This window comes from Corynebacterium xerosis NBRC 16721 = ATCC 373, from assembly GCF_001552415.1.
GTDB classification, from domain to species: Bacteria; Actinomycetota; Actinomycetes; order Mycobacteriales; family Mycobacteriaceae; genus Corynebacterium; species Corynebacterium xerosis.
This window is the reverse complement of record NZ_BCRD01000001.1, coordinates 348,508-367,140: the sequence shown is the minus strand read 5'-3', so window position 1 is coordinate 367,140 and position 18,633 is coordinate 348,508. Positions and strand designations below refer to the sequence as shown.

The following is an 18,633-nucleotide window of genomic DNA, read 5'->3' as shown; positions in this document are numbered from 1 at the left end:
CTGATCGGCGGACGGCCGCCGTGCCGCGAGCCCCGGGGAGAGTGCCCCGGTTCTCCCGGCCCTCAATCCACCTGCGCCTTCATGCCCCCGGCGTTTTTAATCCAACTGCCCCTTCATGCCACCGGCCCCTTAGTCCACCTGCACCTTGAGCGCCTCCGCCAGCAGTTCCCGGCGGTAGTCCTCGAGGGCGAGCAGGTCGGCGAACAGCTGCCGGTACCCGGCCTCGTCGTCGGAGGGCCGCATGCGCGCGAGCATCGACTTGACCTGCGCCACCTGCCCGCCGACCCACACTTCCTGCAGGCGGGCCAACACGGACGACGAGTAGGCGCGCAGCATCTCCGGATCGACGCGGATCTCCTCCACTCCCAGCTCGGTGACCAGGGCGCGGCCCACGGCATCGTCGATCTTCCCCAGCAGCGCGGTGACCCATTCGGCGCCGCCGCTGTGCGACGCCACCCCTCCCGCTTCCTGGGTGGCGTCGAAAAGCGCCCGATACGTCGGATGCGAAAACGTATCCGGCGACAACGCGTCGAACACGGGCCCGGTGATGACGGGCTCCTGAATCGCGAGCTTCATCGCCTCGCGCTGGACGTGCAGCTCCGGGTCGCGGGCATCGGGGTACGGCAGCATCGGCCGCGCGGGCGCCCCACCCGGCGCACGGCCGGCGGAACCACCGGGGCCCCCGGAACCACCGGCACCATTCGCACCACCGGCGCCACCGGCGCCACCGCCGAAGCCGGGCGCCCCCGGCCCGGCCGCGTCGTCCTCGTCGCGCTTGCGGATCGGCCGCCTGCGGGGACCGTCGTCCTGCGACGGATTGCGGGCCTCGTCGCGCACGCGGCGGACGAACTCGGCCTCGTCGTTCCAGCCGACCCAGCCGGCGACCTCGCGGGCGTACTCGTCGCGCAGCGCGGTGTCGCGGATCTTGCCCAGCACCGGCACCACGCGCCGCAGGCCCTCGACGCGGCCGTTGGGCGTGGTCATGTCGTAGTCGGACAACAGGGTCCGCAGCACGAACTCCACGAGTGGGGTGCGCTGGGCCACCAGATCCCGCACCGACGCATCGCCCTTTTCCAGGCGCAGGTCGCACGGGTCCATGCCATCGGGGGCGACGGCGACGTAACTCTGGCCGGTGAACTGCTGCTCCCCCTCGAACGCGCGCATCGCCGCCTTCTGCCCGGCCTCGTCGCCGTCGAAGGTGTAGATCAGCTCGCCGCGGAAGAAACTGTCGTCGAGCATCAGCCGCCGCAGCATCTGCAGGTGCTCCTCGCCGAAGGCGGTGCCGCACGCCGCGACGGCGGTGGTCACGCCGGCGGCGTGCATGGCCATGACGTCGGTGTAGCCCTCGACGATGACCGCGCGGTGGCCCTCCGCAATCGACTTCTTCGCATGATCCAGGCCGAACAGCACCTTCGACTTCTTGTAGAGCATCGTCTCGGGCGTGTTCATGTACTTGCCCAGGTTGTCGTCGTCGAAAAGCTTCCTCGCACCGAAACCGATGACGTCGCCGCTGATGTTGCGGATCGGCCACAGCAGCCGCCGGTGGAATCGGTCCATCGGCCCCTTGCGCCCCATCCGCGCCAGGCCCGCCTTCTCCAGCTCGTCGAAGGAAAAGCCCAGCCGCTGCAGGTGCTTGGTCAACGTGTCCCAACCGGCCGGCGCATACCCGCAGCCGAACTGCTTGGCCTGCTCCATGGTGAACCCGCGGTCGGTGAGGAACGTCCGCGCCGTCTCCGCATCGGGCTTGCCCAGCTGCATGGCGTAGAACTTCTGCGCCTCACGGTTGGCGGCGATGAGCCGCTGGCGCGTGCCCGGCTCCTCCCGCCGGCCGGTGCCGCCGCCCTCGTAATTGATGCGGTAACCGATCTTCTCGGCGCACGCCTCCACGGCCTCGGGGAACGTCAGGTGCTCCATCTCCATGAGGAAGCTGAAGACGTCCCCGCCCTTGCCCGTCGAAAAGCAGTGGTAGTAACCGTGATTGGGCCGCACGTGGAAGCTGGGCGTGCGCTCGTCCTTGAACGGCGACAGCCCCTTCATCGAATCCGCGCCACCCGGCTTGAGCTGGACGTACTCCGCGACGATCTCCTCGATCGGCGTACGTTCGCGGATCGCCGCGATGTCGCTGTCGGGGATGCGTCCTCTTGCCATGGCACCACCTTAGCCGCGCGCCCTCCGTGCCACCTGGGCGGGCGGGCCACTCCACGGGGCCGGCAGGGCGCGCGATCCAGCCGGGCGGGCCGTGGCACCGATTGCTTTGCGACGCCGCCGCACATGCGAAACTGACCGGGACACCGAAATCGGACGGAAACTACTAGGAAAAGGACGAACGGGCGGGAATGGACGGGAAGAAGGGCAAGGGGATCCTCGCGGCGGGCGGCGCCCTCGTGCTGGCGCTCGCCGGCGCGTGGCTGGGCATCGACCTCGGGGGCGATGGCGGCGCCGGGGGTGCCGGCGGCGATGGCAACGGCAGCGGCGGCAATAGTGGAGACAATGGCGGCAACGCCACCGCGACGGCCACCGACGCACGGCCCACGGCGAACCGGGACGGCGGTGAGCCCGGCGATCACCGCGATGGTGGCGAAACCTCCGTCGGCGAGGGCACGTGCCCCGTCGACACCCTGCCGCCGCAGGCCGACGACGTCATCGACCGGATCCTCACCGACCAGGACCACCTGTACTCCGCCCACGACGGCAAGCACTTCGGCAACTACGAAGGCATCCTGCCGAAGCAGCGCGGCAGCTACTACCGCGAATACACCGTGGAAACCCCCGGTCTCGACCACCGCGGCGCCCGGCGCATCGTCGTCGGCGGCGGCACCGAGGAAGACCCGGACGTCTGGTACTACACCGACGACCACTACGAGTCCTTCTGCGCGATCCCCGATGCCGAGGACTAATATCCGGGATATGGAGTCCACCACCGCGCACCCCAGCCTGACCACGCCCAAGCCCCTGGCATGGCTGTACGCCATCGGAGCCTTCATCGGTCTGATCGCGTCGATGACGCTGACCGTCGAAAAGTTCGAGCTGGCCGAGGATTCTTCCTACGTCCCGTCCTGCACGTTCGGGGAGTCCTTCACCTGCGGCTCGGTGATGATCAGCGAGCAGGCCGCCGCCTTCGGCATCCCCAACCCACTGCTGGGCATTTCCGGTTTCTCGGTGGTCATGGCCATCGGCGTGCTCATGCTCACCGGCGCGGCTCTGCCGCGCTGGTTCCGCACGGCCTTCGTCATCGGCCTCGGGCTCGCTTCCATCTTCTGCCTGTGGCTGGCCTACCACGCGGTGTACAGCATCCACGCCCTGTGCATCTACTGCATGGTCGTGTGGGCCGTGACCATCACCATGTTCTGGTTCGCGTTCCTGCGTTTCATGGGAGACGCCGCCGACCGATCCCCCGGCTCCGGCCTGGCTCGGGTGCACGCGACGCTGAACATGCTGCGGTTCCCGATCCTCATCGCGGTCGTGGTCTTGATCGCCGCGCTGATCATCATCGAGTTCGGGTTCTTCTTCTAGACCGGCACCCACTCGCCCGGCCCGTGAAACGGCCCGCCCCCCGCGCGGCCACTACCCCCAGGCGGCCACCAGCGACGGGCGGCCACTACCCCCAAGCCGCCGATACACCCGCGATCTGCCGGTCGAGCCGCTCCACCCGCGACTCCGTCATCGACGCGATCTGATCGACGATGACCCGCAGCCTCGCGGCATCCGACTCCGCCTGGTCGTACATCCAGCGGTACACCGGATCCAGGGCCCCGGGCGCGCCCTCCTTCAAGTATTCGGCGACGCGGAACAGCCGGTCGCGCTCCCGATCCTGCCGGCGGATGTGGCGGGGCAGGTCCATGACGTAGAGCACGGCGATGGTCTTCAGCATTGTCACCTCCGCCAAGATCCCCGCAGGCACGGCCAGATCCGCCTCATAGCGCCCCAGGGCCCGGTCGATGGGCTGCTTCGGGCCGAAGATCCCTTCGGCGTCGCTCGACGACGCCCACGAGGCCCGCGCAGCGCTCCTGGTACCTGCGACCGACGCGGTGACGAAACGGCCGACCAGCTCCGACGTCATCCGTTTCAGCGCCACCATGGACTGCAGCGAACCGTCGTAGGACGCCGCGGCGGAGACCACGGGCAAGCTGGCCAGCCGTCCGGCGGCCTCCACCAGCTCCGCCGGATCGCCGCCGAACGCGAGGGCCCCCTTGTCCGCCAGCGCCGCCAACTCCACGGTGTCCCACAGCACGCCGAGGTCGATGCGGCCGGAGACGATGCCGTCCTCGACGTCGTGGACGGAATAGGCGACGTCGTCGGACCAGTCCATGATCTGCGCCTCGAGGCACTGCCGCCCATACGGGGCGCCCGCCCGGATCCAGTCGAGGATCGGAGCGTCCTCCTGGTACGCGCCGTACTTCGTCCGCTTCGTGCCATCCGGCGCAATCGGGGTCCACGGGTACTTGCACGCCGCGTCGAGGGCCGCGCGCGTCAGGTTCAGGCCACACGGGTTGCCGGTGCCGTCGAGGGTCTTCGGCTCCAGCCGCGCGAGGATCCGCAGCGTCTGTGCATTGCCCTCGAAACCGCCGCACTCGGCGGCGATCTCGTCGAGCGCCCGTTCGCCGTTGTGCCCGTACGGCGGATGCCCGATGTCGTGGGTGAGCCCGGCCAACTCCGCGAGATCCTCGTCGGCGCCGAGATCCGATGCGATGCCCCGGGCGATCTGCGCCACCTCCAGCGAATGGGTCAGCCGCGTGCGCGGCGTATCGCCATCGTGGGGCCCGACCACCTGCGTCTTGTCCGCCAACCTGCGCAACGCCGCCGAATGCAGGACGCGGGCGCGATCCCGGGAAAACGCCGTCCGGTGCGCCTCCACGGTCTCCGCCCCCGGCAGCAGGGACAATTTCGCGCCCTCCACGAGGATGCGATCGAGATCGGAAGCTGAATAACGGAAACGTGCGGCCACCAACCCATCATGCCGCCGACTCGAATACGCCGCAGTTAGGCGCGCTGTAATCCGGCCGCAGCGCATTTCCCCGGTGCGGCCCGCCGGGCCCGCGGCACATTCCCCCGGTGCGACCCGCCGGGCCCACGGCGCCCACGTATCCTCGGGGCATGACCGAGCACGATCACAGCCGCCGCCACTTCCAGCACGCCGAACGAGCAACGGTGCCGGGACGTCGTCAAGCACGCGGCCCCGTGCCCCGCATCTCCGCAGCCCTCGGAGCCGGTGCACTCGTCGCACTGTCCGGGCCGGTGGCCGGCATGCTGCTCGCATCGGCGCCGGGCCCCTTCGGGTCCGCGACCCCATCGTTCGGCCCGCCCGCCGCACGCGCCGAAGCGCCCCAGCGCTTCGACGGCCGGATCTGGGACGCCGCCGACGTGCTCACCGACGGCCAGGAAGCATCCATCAACGAACGCGCCGCCCAACTCCAGCAGGACCAGGGCACCGTGATGCGCATCATCTACGTGAACTCCTTCGACGGCACGTCCGCCGACCAGTGGGCCCAGCAAACCTGGCAGGCACTCGGCGGCACCCCGAACCTCGCCGTGTTCGCCGTGGCCGTCGGCGACCGCAACGTCGGCGGCTACGCCGGCCGCGACGCCCACGCCTCCGGCCAGGACCTGGCCAACGCCGCCGTGCCCGCACTGGGCACCGACGACTGGGCCGGCGCAGCCGTCGCCGCCATCGACGAAGCAACCGCCCCCACCGCCGCAGACGGTCTCGGGGTCCTCGGCGCGGGCGCCGCCGGTGCCGCGGCCATCGGCGGCGGCGCCTGGGCGTGGTCGCGCCGCAACCGCAAGAAGCGCGTCGCCTCCGAAATCGAGGAGGGCAAGACGCTGCGGCCCGACGACGTGGCCTCCCACGACCGCCTGTCCACCGACGCCCTGGACACCCTCGCCAGCGAAGAACTCGTCTCCACCGACGAGTCCATCCGCCTGGCCACCACCGAACTCGACCTGGCCCGCGCCGAATTCGGCGACGCCCGCGTCCGCGACCTGGCCACGGCACTGGTGAACTCGCAGCGCACCCTCAACCGCGCCTTCGAACTGCGCCAGCGCATCGACGACGGCGCGACCCTGCCCGAGGCCGAACGCCGCGCCATGCTGCTGGAGATCATCTCCACCTGCGGCACCGCCGACGACCGCCTCGACGCCGAAGTCGCCCGCTACGGCGAAATGCGCGCGCAGCTGCTCAACGCCCCCGACGCCCTCGACCACCTGATGCAGCGAGCCATCGACCTGCGCACCCGCATCCCCAAGGCGGCCACCACCCTCGACGGCCTGCGCGCCCGCTACGACGAGGACACCCTCGCGTCGATCAGCGACAACATCGACATGGCCACCGAACACGTCAACATGGCCGAGCGCTCCGCCGACACCGCCCGCGGCCTGCTGGCCAAGCCCGCCGGCGAACAAGGCGGCCTCATCGACGCGCTGCGCGCCACCGACCTCGCGCTGGACCAGGCCGAGAAGCTCGTCGAAGGCATCGAGCACGCCGACGACAACATCGCCCAAGCCGTCGCCGGACTGCAGGCGCTGATCGCCGAAGTCCGCGGCGAAATCGACGAAGCCACCAACCTCCTCGCCGCACCCGACGCCGCCAACGTCGACCGCGATGGCCTGGCCAAGGCCGTCGAATCCGGGCGCAGCGCCCTGGGCGTCGCAGAAACGAAGGGCTCCACCGACCCGCTCGGAGCGTGGACCGCGTTGACCGATGCCGACGCCGAACTCGACGAAGAACTCGAAGAAGCCCGCGACGCGGCGAACGCCTTCGCCCGCACCATGCACACCCTCCACAACACGCTTCACGACGCCCGCGCCCAGATCACCGGCGCCCGGGACATCATCGGCACCCGGCGCAGCATCGTCGGCTCCACCGCGCGCACCCGCCTCGCCGAAGCCGAACGGCACCTGGCCATCGCCGAGGGCATCGCCGGCGACCCCGGCGATGACGCCGCACGCCACCCGCGCCGCGGCATCCAGGAAGCCCGCACCGCCGCCCAGCTCGGACGCCAGGCCGCCAAGGCCGCACGCGACGACATCAACCGCCACCGCCAACGCATGAATCAGCACCGCGGCGGCGGCAACTCCGGCGCCATGATCGCCGGCATGGTCCTCGGCAGCATGATGAACGGAGGCGGAGGCTTCGGCGGCGGCTTCGGTGGCGGCGGGGGCTTCGGAGGTGGCGGCGGCTTCGGCGGCGGCTCCGGAGGTTCCGCGAGCTTCTGACGGGCTGGCGCCGCAACCGCATTAGACCGAGCCAGGCCCGGCCCACTGCATCAGGCCGGGCGGAGACCCGGCCCACTGCATCAGGCCGGGCGGAGACCCGGCCCCCATCAGGGCGGGCCCCGCACGTGCCCCATCAAGAACAACCGGGCGCCTACCCCAGCAAGCGCGCCGGACCGTCCAGGTGGGCGCACGCGAACGACGCCGCCGCCAACAACTCCGGATCCACCCCGGCGGCATCGGGACCGCCCCCAACGATCTCCACGACGACGCGGCCGCGACTCAACTTCGTCCGCGCCACCAACCGCCGCTCGTCGACCGCGACGACATCGCGCCCCCGCTCACCGTCCCGCCGATTCAAGCTCAACTCGCCACCGGGACCCGAGATCACCATGTGCGCGACGGTCAACCCGACCGCACGCACCCGCCACCACGCATCCGGCGACGACACCGTGAACGACCGCCCCGTCAGCCCACCCGGCGTGACCCGCCAACCGACGGCCAACGGGGAACCGGCGGCGTCGTAAAGCGAACCACCCCCCGAAGAAGGCTCCCCCGAAACGCGCCACGGCCCGGCGGCATCACCGGGGATCGGGCCGTGACCCTCCCCCGGAACACCACCGGGCCGTGCGTCGCGCACCATGATCGCCTACGACACCCACACCCACACGAGGTAGGCGATGAGCAGCAGCAGGCAAATGGTCAGAATCCAGGTCGAGCTGATCATCCGGTACTCGAGGACGCGGCGGGCGACCCAGCTGAGGAAAATCTTCTCCTCATCTGGCAGGGCCCGGCCGGCATCCGTGTCGTACTGGATCTCCGCGGTGCGGACGCCGCGATTGGCGCCCGTGAACTGGCCGAGCTTGCCGCCGCGCTCATCCTCGATGACGTAATTCTGCGCGCCTTCGCACACCACGAAAATGGTGCGGTCCCCGCCCAAATCGACGTCGATCTTCTTCGCGCGCGACAGCTTCGAACGGTCCTTGCCGCCGGCCGTGAACACGCGGCCATCCGGCAGAGTCGCCACCAAGCGCCCCTCACCGACGACGTCGAGATCCCAGGCCCCCTGCGCCGTGGCGATGGCCTCCTCCGGCCCGACGCGCACGTACTCCGCCACCTCGGCACCCTCCGCGATCACGGGGATGCGGACCTCGTCGCCGTTCTTGACCTCGTCGCCCAAACGCCAGCTCTCCCAATGGACGACGGTGCCGTCATCCAGGGTCGCCGCATGCGACTCGTCGATCTCTCGCAGCTGCGGAGTGGGGGCTGCGGCGGTGGAATCCGTGGAGGCGACCGCGTCCGTGGAGGCCGCGGAGGCAGCCGACCCGCCGACACGCGGAGCTTCCTCGCGACCGGCGGACTCGCCGACACGCGGAGCTTCCTCGCCATCGGCGGGGCCGGCGAGCTTCGGGCCGTCCACGGGATCCGCCTCCGGCACCTTCGGGGCCTCGACGTCCTCCGCGGGAGTCACGGTCGGCTCGTCGGAAAGCCCCTCCGGGTCGACTGCCGGACGGTCGTTGTTGTCGCTCATGCGATGTCTCCTAGCTGACGAATGCGGTCGTCGATCCCCGGGCCGGTGCCCAAGACCGGTTTAGCAGCCCACCAGGCGCTGCGCGAGGTAGCCCTCGAGCTCGTCGATCTTGACGCGCTCCTGCTCCATCGTGTCGCGCTCGCGGACGGTGACGGCGCCATCCTCCAGGGTGTCGAAGTCGACGGTGACGCAGAACGGCGTGCCGATCTCATCCTGGCGGCGGTAACGGCGGCCGATCGCACCCGACGTGTCGTAGTCGATGGCCCACAGGCCGCGCAGCTTGTCCGCCACGGCCTCGGCCGTCGGGGTCAGCGTGTCCTTCTTGCTCAGCGGCAGCACGGCGACCTTCACCGGCGACAGGCGCGGGTCGAGCTTCAGCACGGTGCGGGTGTCGGTGCCGCCCTTGGCGTTGGGCACCTCCTCCTCGACGTACGCGTCGCACAGGAACGCCATCATCGCGCGGGTCAGACCGAACGACGGCTCGATGACGTACGGCACGTACTTCTCGCCGGTGACCTGATCGTGGTAGCGCAGATCCTCGCCCGAGTGCTCGATGTGGCAGCCCAGGTCGTAGTCGGTGCGGTTGGCGACGCCCATCAGCTCGCCCCACTCGTTGCCCTGGAAGTGGAAGCGGTACTCGAAATCGATGGTGCGGGCCGAGTAGTGGGCGCGCTCATCGTCGGGAACGTCGAACTGGCGCATGTTCTCCGGGTTGATGCCCAGGTCGATGAACCAGTTCCAGCAGGCGTCGACCCACTCGTCGAACTTCGCCGGGGCGTCGTCCGGGGCGGTGAAGTACTCGATCTCCATCTGTTCGAACTCGCGGGTGCGGAAGATGAAGTTGCCCGGGGTGATCTCGTTGCGGAACGCCTTGCCCGTCTGGCCGATGCCGAACGGCGGCTTCATGCGCGCGGTGGTCATGACGTTCTTGAAGTTGACGAAGATGCCCTGCGCCGTCTCCGGGCGCATGTAGTGCAGGCCGACCTCGTTGTCGACGGGACCGAGGAAGGTCTTCAGCAGGCCCGAGAAGTTCTGCGGCTCGGTCCAGTTGCCCGGCTGGCCGGTCTCCGGGTCCGGGACGTCGGCCAAGCCGTTGGCCGGCGGGTGGCCGTGCTTGGCCTCGTACGCCTCGAGGAGGTGGTCGGCGCGGTAGCGCTTGTGGGTGTGCAGCGACTCGACCAGCGGATCGGTGAACGTCGCGACGTGGCCGGAGGCCTCCCACACCTGGCGCGGCAGGATGATCGACGAATCCAATCCGACGACGTCCTTGCGGCCGGTGACGAAGGTCTTCCACCACTGGCGCTTGATGTTTTCCTTCAGCTCCACGCCCAGCGGACCGTAGTCCCACGCGGAGCGCGTACCGCCGTAGATTTCACCGCAGGGGTAGACGAAACCCCTGCGCTTGCACAGGTTCGCGACGGTATCGACGACAGACTTCGGGGCCACTGCCTCAAACGCTCCTTGTTACGGTGTCCCGTTCCGCGGCGGATCCGACGGACACGGGATGACGGTGGGCGGCGCGTGTGGCCGCCCCGTGCAATCGACGGCCCGGTTGGACCGTCAACGAGTGCCCCCACTCTAACCGCCGGGCCGTGTTCCATGCCCATCGGCCCCGGGAAATCGCCGAGGGTAATGTCGGTACACGAAACAAGCTTTGCGACGGCCCTCCGCCGCGCAACCATCGAAGCGCCGGAGGATCACCGTCGGTAACGGAAAGGTGGGCGATGTCTTCCACGAACGGTCAGTCAACCGACGGCCATGCCTCGGTCGGTGATGCTGCCGGAGACGCTGCCTCCTCGGCCCCCTCCCCTTCGGCCAAGTCACCTTCGGCCACTTCCACTTCGGGCACGTCACCTTCCGCCGCTTCCCCCTCGGCCCCGAAGATCGGCGTGCGAAGCACCCGCCAGCGCAAGGCCGTCATCGCGGCGATGAGCGACATGACCAAGTTCAGTTCCGCCAAGGACATCCACCAGGTTCTGGAGGAACGCGGCGACAAGGTCGGGCTGACCACCGTCTACCGCACCCTCCAGTCGCTGTCCGAGGTCAAGGCCGTGGACGTGCTGCACACCGACGCCGGCGAAGCGTTGTACCGGCTGTGCGGTGACCATCATCACCACCTCGTGTGCACCGACTGCGGGGAGACGGTGGAGATCGGCGGCGGTCCCGTCGAGGAATGGGCCGGCGACTTGGCCTCCGAGCACGGATTCCGCCTGACGGGGCACACCGCCGAAGTGTTCGGCGTCTGCGCAGATTGCCAGAACGAGCCCGACGAGGGGTAGTCGGCGTCAGAAGTGTTGGGCGCCACCCGTATCCGGACGTCACCAGCATCCTGGCGTCACCAGTACCCGGACGTCGAGGTCATCTCCCGCTGCTCCGACTGGTACGTCGCCCACCAGGTGTCGGACCAGCCGGGAGACCTTCTCGCCGCCGGCGAATCGTTGAATTCCGGGGATTGCCCGGGTTTGACGTGACCGACGCGGCCCGTTTCCCGTGGATGCGTTGCCCGACCGCTGGCGTCGCCGACGTCGGCGTCGTCGTTTTCCCGGTGATGCTCGGGACATCGCAGCGTGCAGTTGCCCATGTCGGTGAGTCCGCCGAACAACCATGCGTCGATGTGGTGGGTTTGGCAGGCGTCGGCCGGTTGTTCGCAGCCCGGGTACGTGCACACCGTCTCGGCCGCCAGCAGCAGGATGCGTTGCCACAAGTCCGCCGTGCGCCGCGATCGCCCCAGGTCGAGGGGCCGCCCGGTGATGTCGTCGAGCAGCGCCAGCCACGCGTACTTGTGCGCTCCGAGTGCCGCCAGTTCCGGCAGTGTCAGGTCGATGCCGGTGTTCGTCGGAAAGCGCCTGAACCCGCGGCCGCACCGTGAACCGCCCTCCTCATTCGGCGGCCCTTCCGACGCCGAGGTTCCGGATGTAGTCCCTTCCTGTGCCGGGGCTTCCGATCTCACGTCTGCCGGGCCCCGCCAATCGGACTCAACACCATCCGGCGAAGTACCATCCGGCGGGGCACCATCGGGCGCGGAGCCATCGAAGTGACCTCCATCACCGGTGGATCCATCCGGTGGGGCACCATCGGGCCTCGCACCATCGGGGGCGAGGATCCGCAGCTCCCCGTCGAGGTCCGACGCCCTGATCGACACCACGATCGATGCCACCGCCGGGTTGGCACGTGCGAGTGGCTTGGCCCGGCCCGAATATAGGTCCGCCACGAACGGGCAGCGATCGGGGTCCCACCACGTCGATTCGGTTCGCAGCCATCTCAGCAGGCCCCGCCCTTCATCTTCGGGGCTTCCCCGCATTTCCGAGCCACCGGGCCCCTCCCCGGCGGCGCCGCCCACTCCCCCGGCACTCTGCTGCAGCACGGACAGCAGCACGTGATGCAACGCGTGGACTCTGCGCTGGGTCAGGGTGCGCGGGTCATTCACCCCCTCGGGCAATTCGAGGAACGCCCCCGGGCCCGCGTTGAGATGCAGGAGCGCATTGAGCACCGACGCCGTCGGCGCCGGCAGCATCGCGTCGAGCTTGCACAACCCATTGACGTCAGGAGCCCGCACGGTGAGCCGTGCCTGCGACGTGCCGGCCTTCGTGGGCGACTTCCGCTTCTCCAAGCGCGACCTCGCCTCGCCGGTGCACATCGACCGGAACAAACCCGCGGGCGTCGAGTCGACGTTGTCCGCGATGGCCTCGGCCACCTCCTCCATCAATCCGGTTTCCTGCCCGCGGAAACCATCGATGACCTCACCCATCTGGGTGGCGCGGCCCACCGGGAAGTTCCCCTTTCGCGCGGACGTCGCCAGGCGTCGCCCCACGGCCGAACGTCGCTCATGCTGTTCCGCCTTGGCCGCCGTTTCCTCCGGCCCGGCATCCGGCGGAGGCTCCGGATCCGGTTCGGGATACAGGGTGTCCCGGTACAACAGCAGTTGGCGGGATTCCGTGTCGGTGAGGTCGAACAGCCTCTTCAGGTACGTCCGCGCAGTCGCGCGCCCGCCATCCCGCTTGTGCAGCTGATTGACCACGACTGCGTCGGCGAACTCGGCGAACACGAAGTCCATCTTCCTCGCGGCCGCCCGGAGCACCGCCAGCCCCTTTTCCATGGCACCCACGTCGTCCACGTGCCCGTCCGCCGCTCCGACCTGCCCGATCGGGAGGTCCATGAGCTGTTCCACCGCCGCATCCACTTCATGCACGAGCGTGACGACGGCCAGCCTCAAGCCATCGGGCCCGGCACCCATGTCGAAGTCTTCGGGAGATTCCACCGCGTTCCCGCGGCGTTCCCCGTTCGCGTTGCCGCCCGCATTTCCGTTCCAAACGCCCACCGACACGGTTCCCCACCCGATTCATCCAGTCGCCCGTCTGTTCGCAATCGCCAACCTACCGCGACCCCAAACCCCTTGCAGGCAAACTACCGTTCGATTTTCCGGAACTACGTCGCGCACCCGCGAAAACGTGGGCTCCACACCGAATTCGAGCCGTCGCAAAGCACCATCGGCCGCAACCCCCGCCGACCTCCCCCATCGTTGTACTTCCGTACCCGACGCCCCCCCCTGCTCCGGCCACGCTCTACTCCCGCCCCCGGCCGGGCTCTGCTGCGGCTGCCCTACTTCACGCCGCCGAAACGCCGATCGCGCTTGGCGTACTCGACCACGGCGGCGCGCAGGTCCTCGCGGGTGAAGTCGGGGAACAGCCGGTCCTGGAAGACCAGTTCGGCGTAGGCGGACTGCCACGGCAGGAAGTTCGAGGTGCGCCGCTCGCCGGAGGGCCGCAGGAACAGGTCGACGTCGGGCATGTCGGGTTCGTCGAGGAAGCGTCCGAAGGTCTTCTCGTCGATGTCACCCGGCTTCAGTTCACCCGCCGCCGCCAGCCGCGCGATTTCCCGCGCCGCGTCGGCGATTTCGGCGCGGCCTCCGTAGTTGACGCACATGTACAGCGTCAGGTTGGTGTTGCCGTTGGTCTGCCTTTCGGCGATCTCCAGCTCCTTGATCACCGAGCGCCACAGCCGCGGCCGTCGCCCGGCCCAGCGCACACGCACGCCCTTGGCGTCGAGTTCGTCGCGCCGGCGGCGCAGCACGTCGCGGTTGAATCCCATGAGGAATCGCACCTCGTCGGCGGAGCGCCGCCAGTTCTCGGTGGAAAACGCGTAGGCCGACAGGTGCGGCACGCCCATTTCCAGGCAGGCGTCGACGCAGTCCATCAGGACGGCTTCGCCGCGCTTGTGGCCTTCGGTGCGCTTCATGCCGCGCTCTTCGGCCCAGCGGCCGTTGCCGTCCATGACCAGCGCGATGTGCTGGGGCAGGAATTGCTCGGGGACCGGCGAGTCGTGCGGGATGGGGTTCGGCGTCGGCGAAGTCACCTCCCCATCATGCCCCACGGCGTCGGCGGTGCCCCAACTCCGTAGGCCATCCGGGCGCGGGCCGTTCGCTTTACGACGGCCCCTCTTCCCCCCACCTGGCGTCCACGAAGGTCAGGGCTGACACGCGCCTGCCGAGGTGGAATTGCAGGTGCGCGGTGGCCAGACCGCGGGCCTGGGCGGCCAGGGGGCGGAATCCGCGGTGGCCGGCGACGGCTTCGACGTAGTCCCAGCGGTCGTGGGCGAGCCACCACATGAGGCGCAGGACGTCGGTTGGCGGCGTCGCGGCGCCGGGGGGCCTGCATTCGACGCAGACGGCGCCGCCCGCCGAGGGGGCGAAGGCCTTGTGGGGGCCGGGTTTTCCGCATTGCGCGCAGTCGAAGAGGCTCGGCGCCCAGCCCGCTTCGGCCATGGCCTTGAGCAGGTAGGCGGTGAGCAGCAGCCCGGGGGTGCGGCCCGTGATTCGTTCGCCGCCGCCGGTTTCCGAGTGCGCCAGGGCCTCGAGCGCCTCGACGGTCAGGTCCCACAGCCCCGGCGATGGCGTGCCTTCCTCACCGGCGAGGCGCTCTGCGGTTTCGAGCACCCCGCAGGCGCAGGTGTAGCGGGCGTAGTCGTCGACGATGGGCGCCGCCCAGGTGCGCATGGCGTCGGCCCCCGTGATGGTGCCGAGGTTGCGGCCGGGGTGGATTTGCACGTCGACGTCGACGAAGGGGGCCAGCCGCGACCCGAACCGGGATTTCGCGCGCCGGACTCCCTTCGCCACGGCCCGCACGATTCCGTGGCCGCGGGTGAACAGCACGATGATCCGGTCGGCTTCCCCCAGGTCGTGCCGCTTTACGACGATCGCCCGGTCCCGGTAGCTTTCCGCCATCGTTGGTTGCGCCGTCTTCTTTTAGCGGCGCTGCTCGAGGTTCTGCAGCGACTGGGCGGAGCGGATGAGCGCGAGACTCGCCTCCAGCAGCACGCGGAACAGGGCGAGCTGCAGGACCAGGGCAACGAGGATGAACGGCACCCCGAGCAGCAGGAACAGGACGCCGAGACCGGGATCCACGTCGAAGACGCCGGCTGCACCGGTGATGGTCCACACCAGAGCGCCGAGGACCATGACGACGGTGACCAGGATGTAGACGATCTTCACGATCGACGGCGTGGCGTACTTGCGGAAGGAGAAGTCGAACAGCGCGGAGAAGAAACCGGCATCGCGGCCAGTGCCATTACCGGTGCCGGTGCCGGTACCAATGCCAGTGGCCGGGTACCCGGAGTAGTCGGGGTACCCCGTCCGGGCGTTGTGGTCGCCCGCAGTCGCGTAGCCGCCCGAGGAGTCTCCCCAGCCGCGGTCGCCGGAGAAGTTGCCGAAGTCGTTTCCGAAGCCGTTGCCGGGGTCGTTCGTGTCGGTCACGGTGCGCCTTTCGCTCGTCGATCAACGACCGACGTTACCCGGTGCCCCGGAAACCACCGGCCACGGCCCGAAAGGGGCCCGTCGTCTCACGTGCCGGATCCCCGAGGCAGGTTCCGCGATTGCCCGCCCCAGAAGGAAGGGCTGCCCGGCCACCGGGGCCGAGTCGGCGATTGCTCGTTCTAGAAGCCGAGGCGGCCGAGCTGCTTCGGGTCGGACTGCCAGTCCTTGAGGACCTTGATGCGCAGATCCAGGTAGACGTTCTCGCCGAGCAGCTCGATGAGCGACTTGCGGGCCTTCTGCACGGTCACGCGCATGCGGCCGCCGTCCTTGCCCATGAGGATGTGCTTCTGGCCCGGGCGTTCGACGTAGATGACGGCGTGGACGTCGGTGACGCCCTCGCGATCGGCGTTGGGCAGCACCTCGTCGATCTCGACGGCCACGGAGTGCGGCAGCTCTTCGCGCAGGCCACCGAGCGCGGCTTCGCGGATGAGCTCGGCCATGCGGGTGTCCCGGTCCTCGTCGGTGACGTGGCCCGCCGGGTAGTACTTGGGGCCTTCCGGCAGCTGCGAGGCCATGACCTTGACCAGCGTGTCCAGGTTCTCGCCGGAGTTCGACGACACCGGCACCAGCTCGGCTTCGGGGCCGAGGAGGTCGTGGAGTTCCATCAGGCGCTCGGCGACGGTGTCGCGGGCGACCTTGTCGGTCTTGGTCACGATGCCCATCAGCTTCGTGTTCGGGCAGGACTCGCGCACGGACTCGAGGATCCAGCGGTCGCCCGGGCCGATCTTCTCGTCGGCGGGCACCGACATCGCGATCAGGTCGACGTCGGCGTATGCCTCGGCGACCATGTCGTTGAGGCGGTGGCCGAGCAGCTTGCGGGGCTTGTGCAGGCCGGGGGTGTCCACCACCACGATCTGGCAGTCGTCGCGGTGCACCACGCCGCGCACGGGGTGGCGGGTGGTTTCCGGCTGGTCGGCGGTGATGGCGATCTTCTCGCCCACCAGCGCGTTGGTCAGCGTGGATTTTCCGGTGTTGGGCCGGCCCACGATGGACACGAAGCCGGAGCGGTGGCCCGGCGGGGTGGCGTAGTCGTCGGAATCGCCGCCGATTCCGGCGCCCGCCAGCATGTCGTCCAGGTTTCCCATGTCAGTTCTCCTCTTGCTCGTGTCCCGCGCCGGCGTCCGCCGGCTCGGGGTCGACGGGTTCCACGACCACTGCGTGGACCCGCATCCTGCCTCGTCGGTCCCGCGCTCCTTCGGCGGTCAACCGCAGCCCGCCGGCCTCGACTTCGGCGCCGGGCAGCGGCACGCGGCCCAGGCCGTAGGCGATCAGCCCCGACACGGTGTCTACCTCGTCCTCCACGCCGTCGTCGAAGCGGATTTCGCGCCCCTCGGATTCGTCGTAAAGCTCGATCAGTTCCCCGAGCGACAGGCGCGCGACCACCCGGTACCGGCCGTCGCCGAGCGGTTCGATGGGCGCGCGTTCGTCTTCATCGTATTCGTCGGCGATCTCACCGACGATTTCCTCGAGGATGTCCTCGATGGAGATCAGCCCCGCCACGCCGCCGTACTCGTCGACGAGGACGGCGATGTGGTTGCGGTCCCGCTGCATTTCGTCGAGCAGGTCGTCCAGCGGCTTGGAGTCCGGGACGAAAGTGGCCTGCCGCATCACGTCGGTGACGGGGACGCTGCGACCGCCGTCGGTGAGCGTGTACGTCTGGTGCACCAGGTCCTTGAGGTAGACGATGCCCACGATGTCGTCGGCGCCGTCGCCGATGACGGGAATGCGCGAATGCCCGGAGCGAACGCACAGCGCCACGGCCTGGCCGGCGTGCTTCTCGGATTCGATCCACACCATTTCGGGGCGCGGCACCATCACCGACCGGGCGGACGTCGACGCCAGGTCGAACACCGACTGGATCATGCGGCGCTCGTCGTGTTCGACGATTCCGCGTTCGCGGGCGATGTCGACCATTTCGCGCAGTTCGACTTCCGTGGAAAACGGGCCGTCGCGGAAGCCGCCGCCGGGGGTCAGCACGTTGCCGGTCCAGATCAGCAGCTTTTCGACGGGCCCCAGCAGCCGCGAGACCCCGCCGAGGATGACGGCGGAGGCCAGTGAAATCGAGTACGGGTTGCGCCGGCCCAGGGTGCGCGAGGTGACGCCGAGGACCAGGTAGCTGAACAGGGTCATGGCGACGATGGCGGCCGTGATGGCCCACGCGTCGGAGTGGATGAACTCCATCGCGATGACCGCGACGAGCACCGCCCCCGCGACTTCGCACAGCGTGCGCAGCAGCACGAGGACGTTGACGTTGCGGGCGCGGAAATCCAGGACGCGGACCAGCGCCTTCGCGCCGGCGACTTCGTCGCGGACCATTTCGGTCACGCGGGCCCGGGAGATGGCGCTGACGGCGGTTTCGACCGTGCTGAGCACACCGGCGACGGCCATGAGCAGGATGACCGTGAGGATCATCCACACCGACGCGGTCATCGTGCGGCGCCCGCCTCGCCGTCGCGGCCGTCGCGGTCGGCATGGCCCCGGCGACCGTCGCGGTCGTCGCCGTTTCCGTCGCCGTCGAGCCGCTCGTCGAGCTTTTCGCGGTCGGCGGCCGACGGGAACGCGCCGGCGTTGATCGGCTTGGCCGGGAAGTCGGCGCCGCGGCGCTCGACGTCGTCGTACCAGTCGGCGAGCAGCCCGTTCTGCAGGGCGAACATCCGGCGTTCCTCGTCGGATTCGATGTGGTCGTAGCCCAGCAGGTGCAGCAGGCCGTGGACGGTGAGCAGCACGAGTTCATGGCTGAGCGGATGGCCCGCCTTCTCCGCCTGGCGGGCGGCGAAGTCGGGGCACAGCACGATGTCGCCGAGCATCGACGGCCCGGGCTGCGGAGCCTCGGGGTGGCCGGAGCCGGGGGTGAGCTCGTCCATGGGGAAGCTCATCACGTCCGTCGGCCCCGGCAGGTCGAGCCAGCGGATGTGCAAATCCTCGATCGTCGGCTCGTCGACGAGGTGGATCGACAGTTCGGCGGCCGGGTGCACGTCCATGCGGCCCAGGGCGTAGCGGGCGACGTCGATCAGCGATTCCTCGTTGACGCCGACGCCGGATTCATTGAAAACCTCGATGCTCATCGGTCCTGGCTCCTGCTGTT

At 69.3% G+C, this 18,633-nt stretch carries 16 protein-coding genes; 4 read left to right on the top strand and 12 right to left on the bottom strand.

From position 1 onward, the window contains the following. Window positions 1-129: 129 nt before the first annotated feature. Window positions 130-2,148: a DNA primase gene (dnaG, locus tag CX1_RS01700; RefSeq protein ID WP_060925175.1), complete on the bottom strand. Its 2,019-nt coding sequence runs from the start codon at window positions 2,146-2,148 to the stop codon at window positions 130-132. A gap of 188 nt (window positions 2,149-2,336) precedes the next feature. On the opposite strand from dnaG, the gene CX1_RS01695 reads away from it, so the two are divergent. Both CX1_RS01695 and CX1_RS01690 read left to right on the top strand, forming a co-directional pair. Next, window positions 2,337-2,897 carry a guanyl-specific ribonuclease gene (locus CX1_RS01695; protein WP_046650437.1) on the top strand — a complete coding sequence of 187 codons (561 nt, stop codon included), beginning with the start codon at window positions 2,337-2,339 and terminating at the stop codon, window positions 2,895-2,897. Window positions 2,898-2,907: 10 nt separating this feature from the next. Beyond that, complete coding sequence (locus CX1_RS01690) at window positions 2,908-3,513, top strand: vitamin K epoxide reductase family protein (protein WP_046650438.1); 606 nt, start codon at window positions 2,908-2,910, stop codon at window positions 3,511-3,513. An 85-nt stretch (window positions 3,514-3,598) separates the two neighbouring features. Here CX1_RS01690 and CX1_RS01685 read toward each other — a convergent pair whose 3' ends face one another. Beyond that, window positions 3,599-4,945 carry a deoxyguanosinetriphosphate triphosphohydrolase gene (locus tag CX1_RS01685; protein WP_046650439.1) on the bottom strand — a complete coding sequence of 449 codons (1,347 nt, stop codon included), beginning with the start codon at window positions 4,943-4,945 and terminating at the stop codon, window positions 3,599-3,601. 149 nt (window positions 4,946-5,094) lie between these two features. Here CX1_RS01685 and CX1_RS01680 point away from each other — a divergent pair, with 149 nt between their 5' ends. Further along, entirely contained in the window at window positions 5,095-7,212 is a 2,118-nt protein-coding gene (locus tag CX1_RS01680; protein ID WP_082718981.1) for a TPM domain-containing protein, read from the top strand. Window positions 7,213-7,363: 151 nt separating this feature from the next. On the opposite strand, the gene CX1_RS12175 is transcribed toward CX1_RS01680, so the two are convergent. The 3 genes from CX1_RS12175 to CX1_RS01665 are packed head-to-tail and all read right to left on the bottom strand — an operon-like array spanning window position 7,364 to window position 10,186. Further along, on the bottom strand, window positions 7,364-7,852 hold the full coding sequence (locus CX1_RS12175; RefSeq protein WP_146780762.1) for a hypothetical protein: 489 nt from the start codon (window positions 7,850-7,852) through the stop codon (window positions 7,364-7,366). A gap of 6 nt (window positions 7,853-7,858) precedes the next feature. Next, window positions 7,859-8,740 (bottom strand): hypothetical protein, encoded by an 882-nt coding sequence (locus CX1_RS12170; protein WP_113570095.1) that lies wholly within the window; start codon window positions 8,738-8,740, stop codon window positions 7,859-7,861. A gap of 60 nt (window positions 8,741-8,800) precedes the next feature. After that, window positions 8,801-10,186 carry a glycine--tRNA ligase gene (locus CX1_RS01665; RefSeq protein WP_046651570.1) on the bottom strand — a complete coding sequence of 462 codons (1,386 nt, stop codon included), beginning with the start codon at window positions 10,184-10,186 and terminating at the stop codon, window positions 8,801-8,803. A gap of 437 nt (window positions 10,187-10,623) precedes the next feature. Here CX1_RS01665 and CX1_RS01660 point away from each other — a divergent pair, with 437 nt between their 5' ends. Continuing rightward, window positions 10,624-11,019, top strand: a complete 396-nt coding sequence (locus tag CX1_RS01660; protein ID WP_046651584.1) for a Fur family transcriptional regulator — start codon at window positions 10,624-10,626, stop codon at window positions 11,017-11,019. Window positions 11,020-11,075: 56 nt separating this feature from the next. Here the strand turns inward: CX1_RS01660 and CX1_RS01655 are convergent, their stop codons facing one another. From CX1_RS01655 to ybeY, 7 genes are all read right to left on the bottom strand, one after another. Further along, window positions 11,076-12,998 (bottom strand): HNH endonuclease signature motif containing protein, encoded by a 1,923-nt coding sequence (locus tag CX1_RS01655; RefSeq protein ID WP_146780764.1) that lies wholly within the window; start codon window positions 12,996-12,998, stop codon window positions 11,076-11,078. A 341-nt stretch (window positions 12,999-13,339) separates the two neighbouring features. Then, window positions 13,340-14,068, bottom strand: a complete 729-nt coding sequence (locus CX1_RS01650; RefSeq protein WP_255217629.1) for an isoprenyl transferase — start codon at window positions 14,066-14,068, stop codon at window positions 13,340-13,342. Between the two features lie 94 nt (window positions 14,069-14,162). Continuing rightward, on the bottom strand, window positions 14,163-14,960 hold the full coding sequence (gene recO / locus CX1_RS01645; RefSeq protein ID WP_046651571.1) for a DNA repair protein RecO: 798 nt from the start codon (window positions 14,958-14,960) through the stop codon (window positions 14,163-14,165). Window positions 14,961-14,981: 21 nt separating this feature from the next. Then, entirely contained in the window at window positions 14,982-15,488 is a 507-nt protein-coding gene (locus tag CX1_RS01640) for a DUF4282 domain-containing protein (protein ID WP_052753383.1), read from the bottom strand. A 179-nt stretch (window positions 15,489-15,667) separates the two neighbouring features. Next, window positions 15,668-16,615 (bottom strand): GTPase Era, encoded by a 948-nt coding sequence (era, locus tag CX1_RS01635; protein WP_046651587.1) that lies wholly within the window; start codon window positions 16,613-16,615, stop codon window positions 15,668-15,670. A gap of 19 nt (window positions 16,616-16,634) precedes the next feature. After that, the gene (locus CX1_RS01630) at window positions 16,635-17,978 is read right to left on the bottom strand and encodes a hemolysin family protein (protein ID WP_046651572.1); all 1,344 of its coding nucleotides are present in this window, start codon (window positions 17,976-17,978) and stop codon (window positions 16,635-16,637) included. Beyond that, on the bottom strand, window positions 17,975-18,613 hold the full coding sequence (gene ybeY / locus CX1_RS01625; RefSeq protein WP_082718978.1) for an rRNA maturation RNase YbeY: 639 nt from the start codon (window positions 18,611-18,613) through the stop codon (window positions 17,975-17,977). The genes CX1_RS01630 and ybeY overlap by 4 nt, the downstream gene beginning before the upstream one ends. Window positions 18,614-18,633 lie beyond the last annotated feature (20 nt).

Bases quoted from the DNA above. Each gene is read 5' to 3' on its own strand.
- CX1_RS12170 (WP_113570095.1), bottom strand. From the start codon at position 8,740: ATGAGCGACAACAACGACCGTCCGGCAGTCGACCCGGAGGGGCTTTCC.
- dnaG (WP_060925175.1), bottom strand. From the start codon at position 2,148: ATGGCAAGAGGACGCATCCCCGACAGCGACATCGCGGCGATCCGCGAA.
- CX1_RS01680 (WP_082718981.1), top strand. From the start codon at position 5,095: ATGACCGAGCACGATCACAGCCGCCGCCACTTCCAGCACGCCGAACGA.
- ybeY (WP_082718978.1), bottom strand. From the start codon at position 18,613: ATGAGCATCGAGGTTTTCAATGAATCCGGCGTCGGCGTCAACGAGGAA.
- CX1_RS01630 (WP_046651572.1), bottom strand. From the start codon at position 17,978: ATGACCGCGTCGGTGTGGATGATCCTCACGGTCATCCTGCTCATGGCC.
- CX1_RS01690 (WP_046650438.1), top strand. From the start codon at position 2,908: ATGGAGTCCACCACCGCGCACCCCAGCCTGACCACGCCCAAGCCCCTG.
- recO (WP_046651571.1), bottom strand. From the start codon at position 14,960: ATGGCGGAAAGCTACCGGGACCGGGCGATCGTCGTAAAGCGGCACGAC.
- CX1_RS01695 (WP_046650437.1), top strand. From the start codon at position 2,337: ATGGACGGGAAGAAGGGCAAGGGGATCCTCGCGGCGGGCGGCGCCCTC.
- era (WP_046651587.1), bottom strand. From the start codon at position 16,615: ATGCTGGCGGGCGCCGGAATCGGCGGCGATTCCGACGACTACGCCACC.
- CX1_RS12175 (WP_146780762.1), bottom strand. From the start codon at position 7,852: ATGGTGCGCGACGCACGGCCCGGTGGTGTTCCGGGGGAGGGTCACGGC.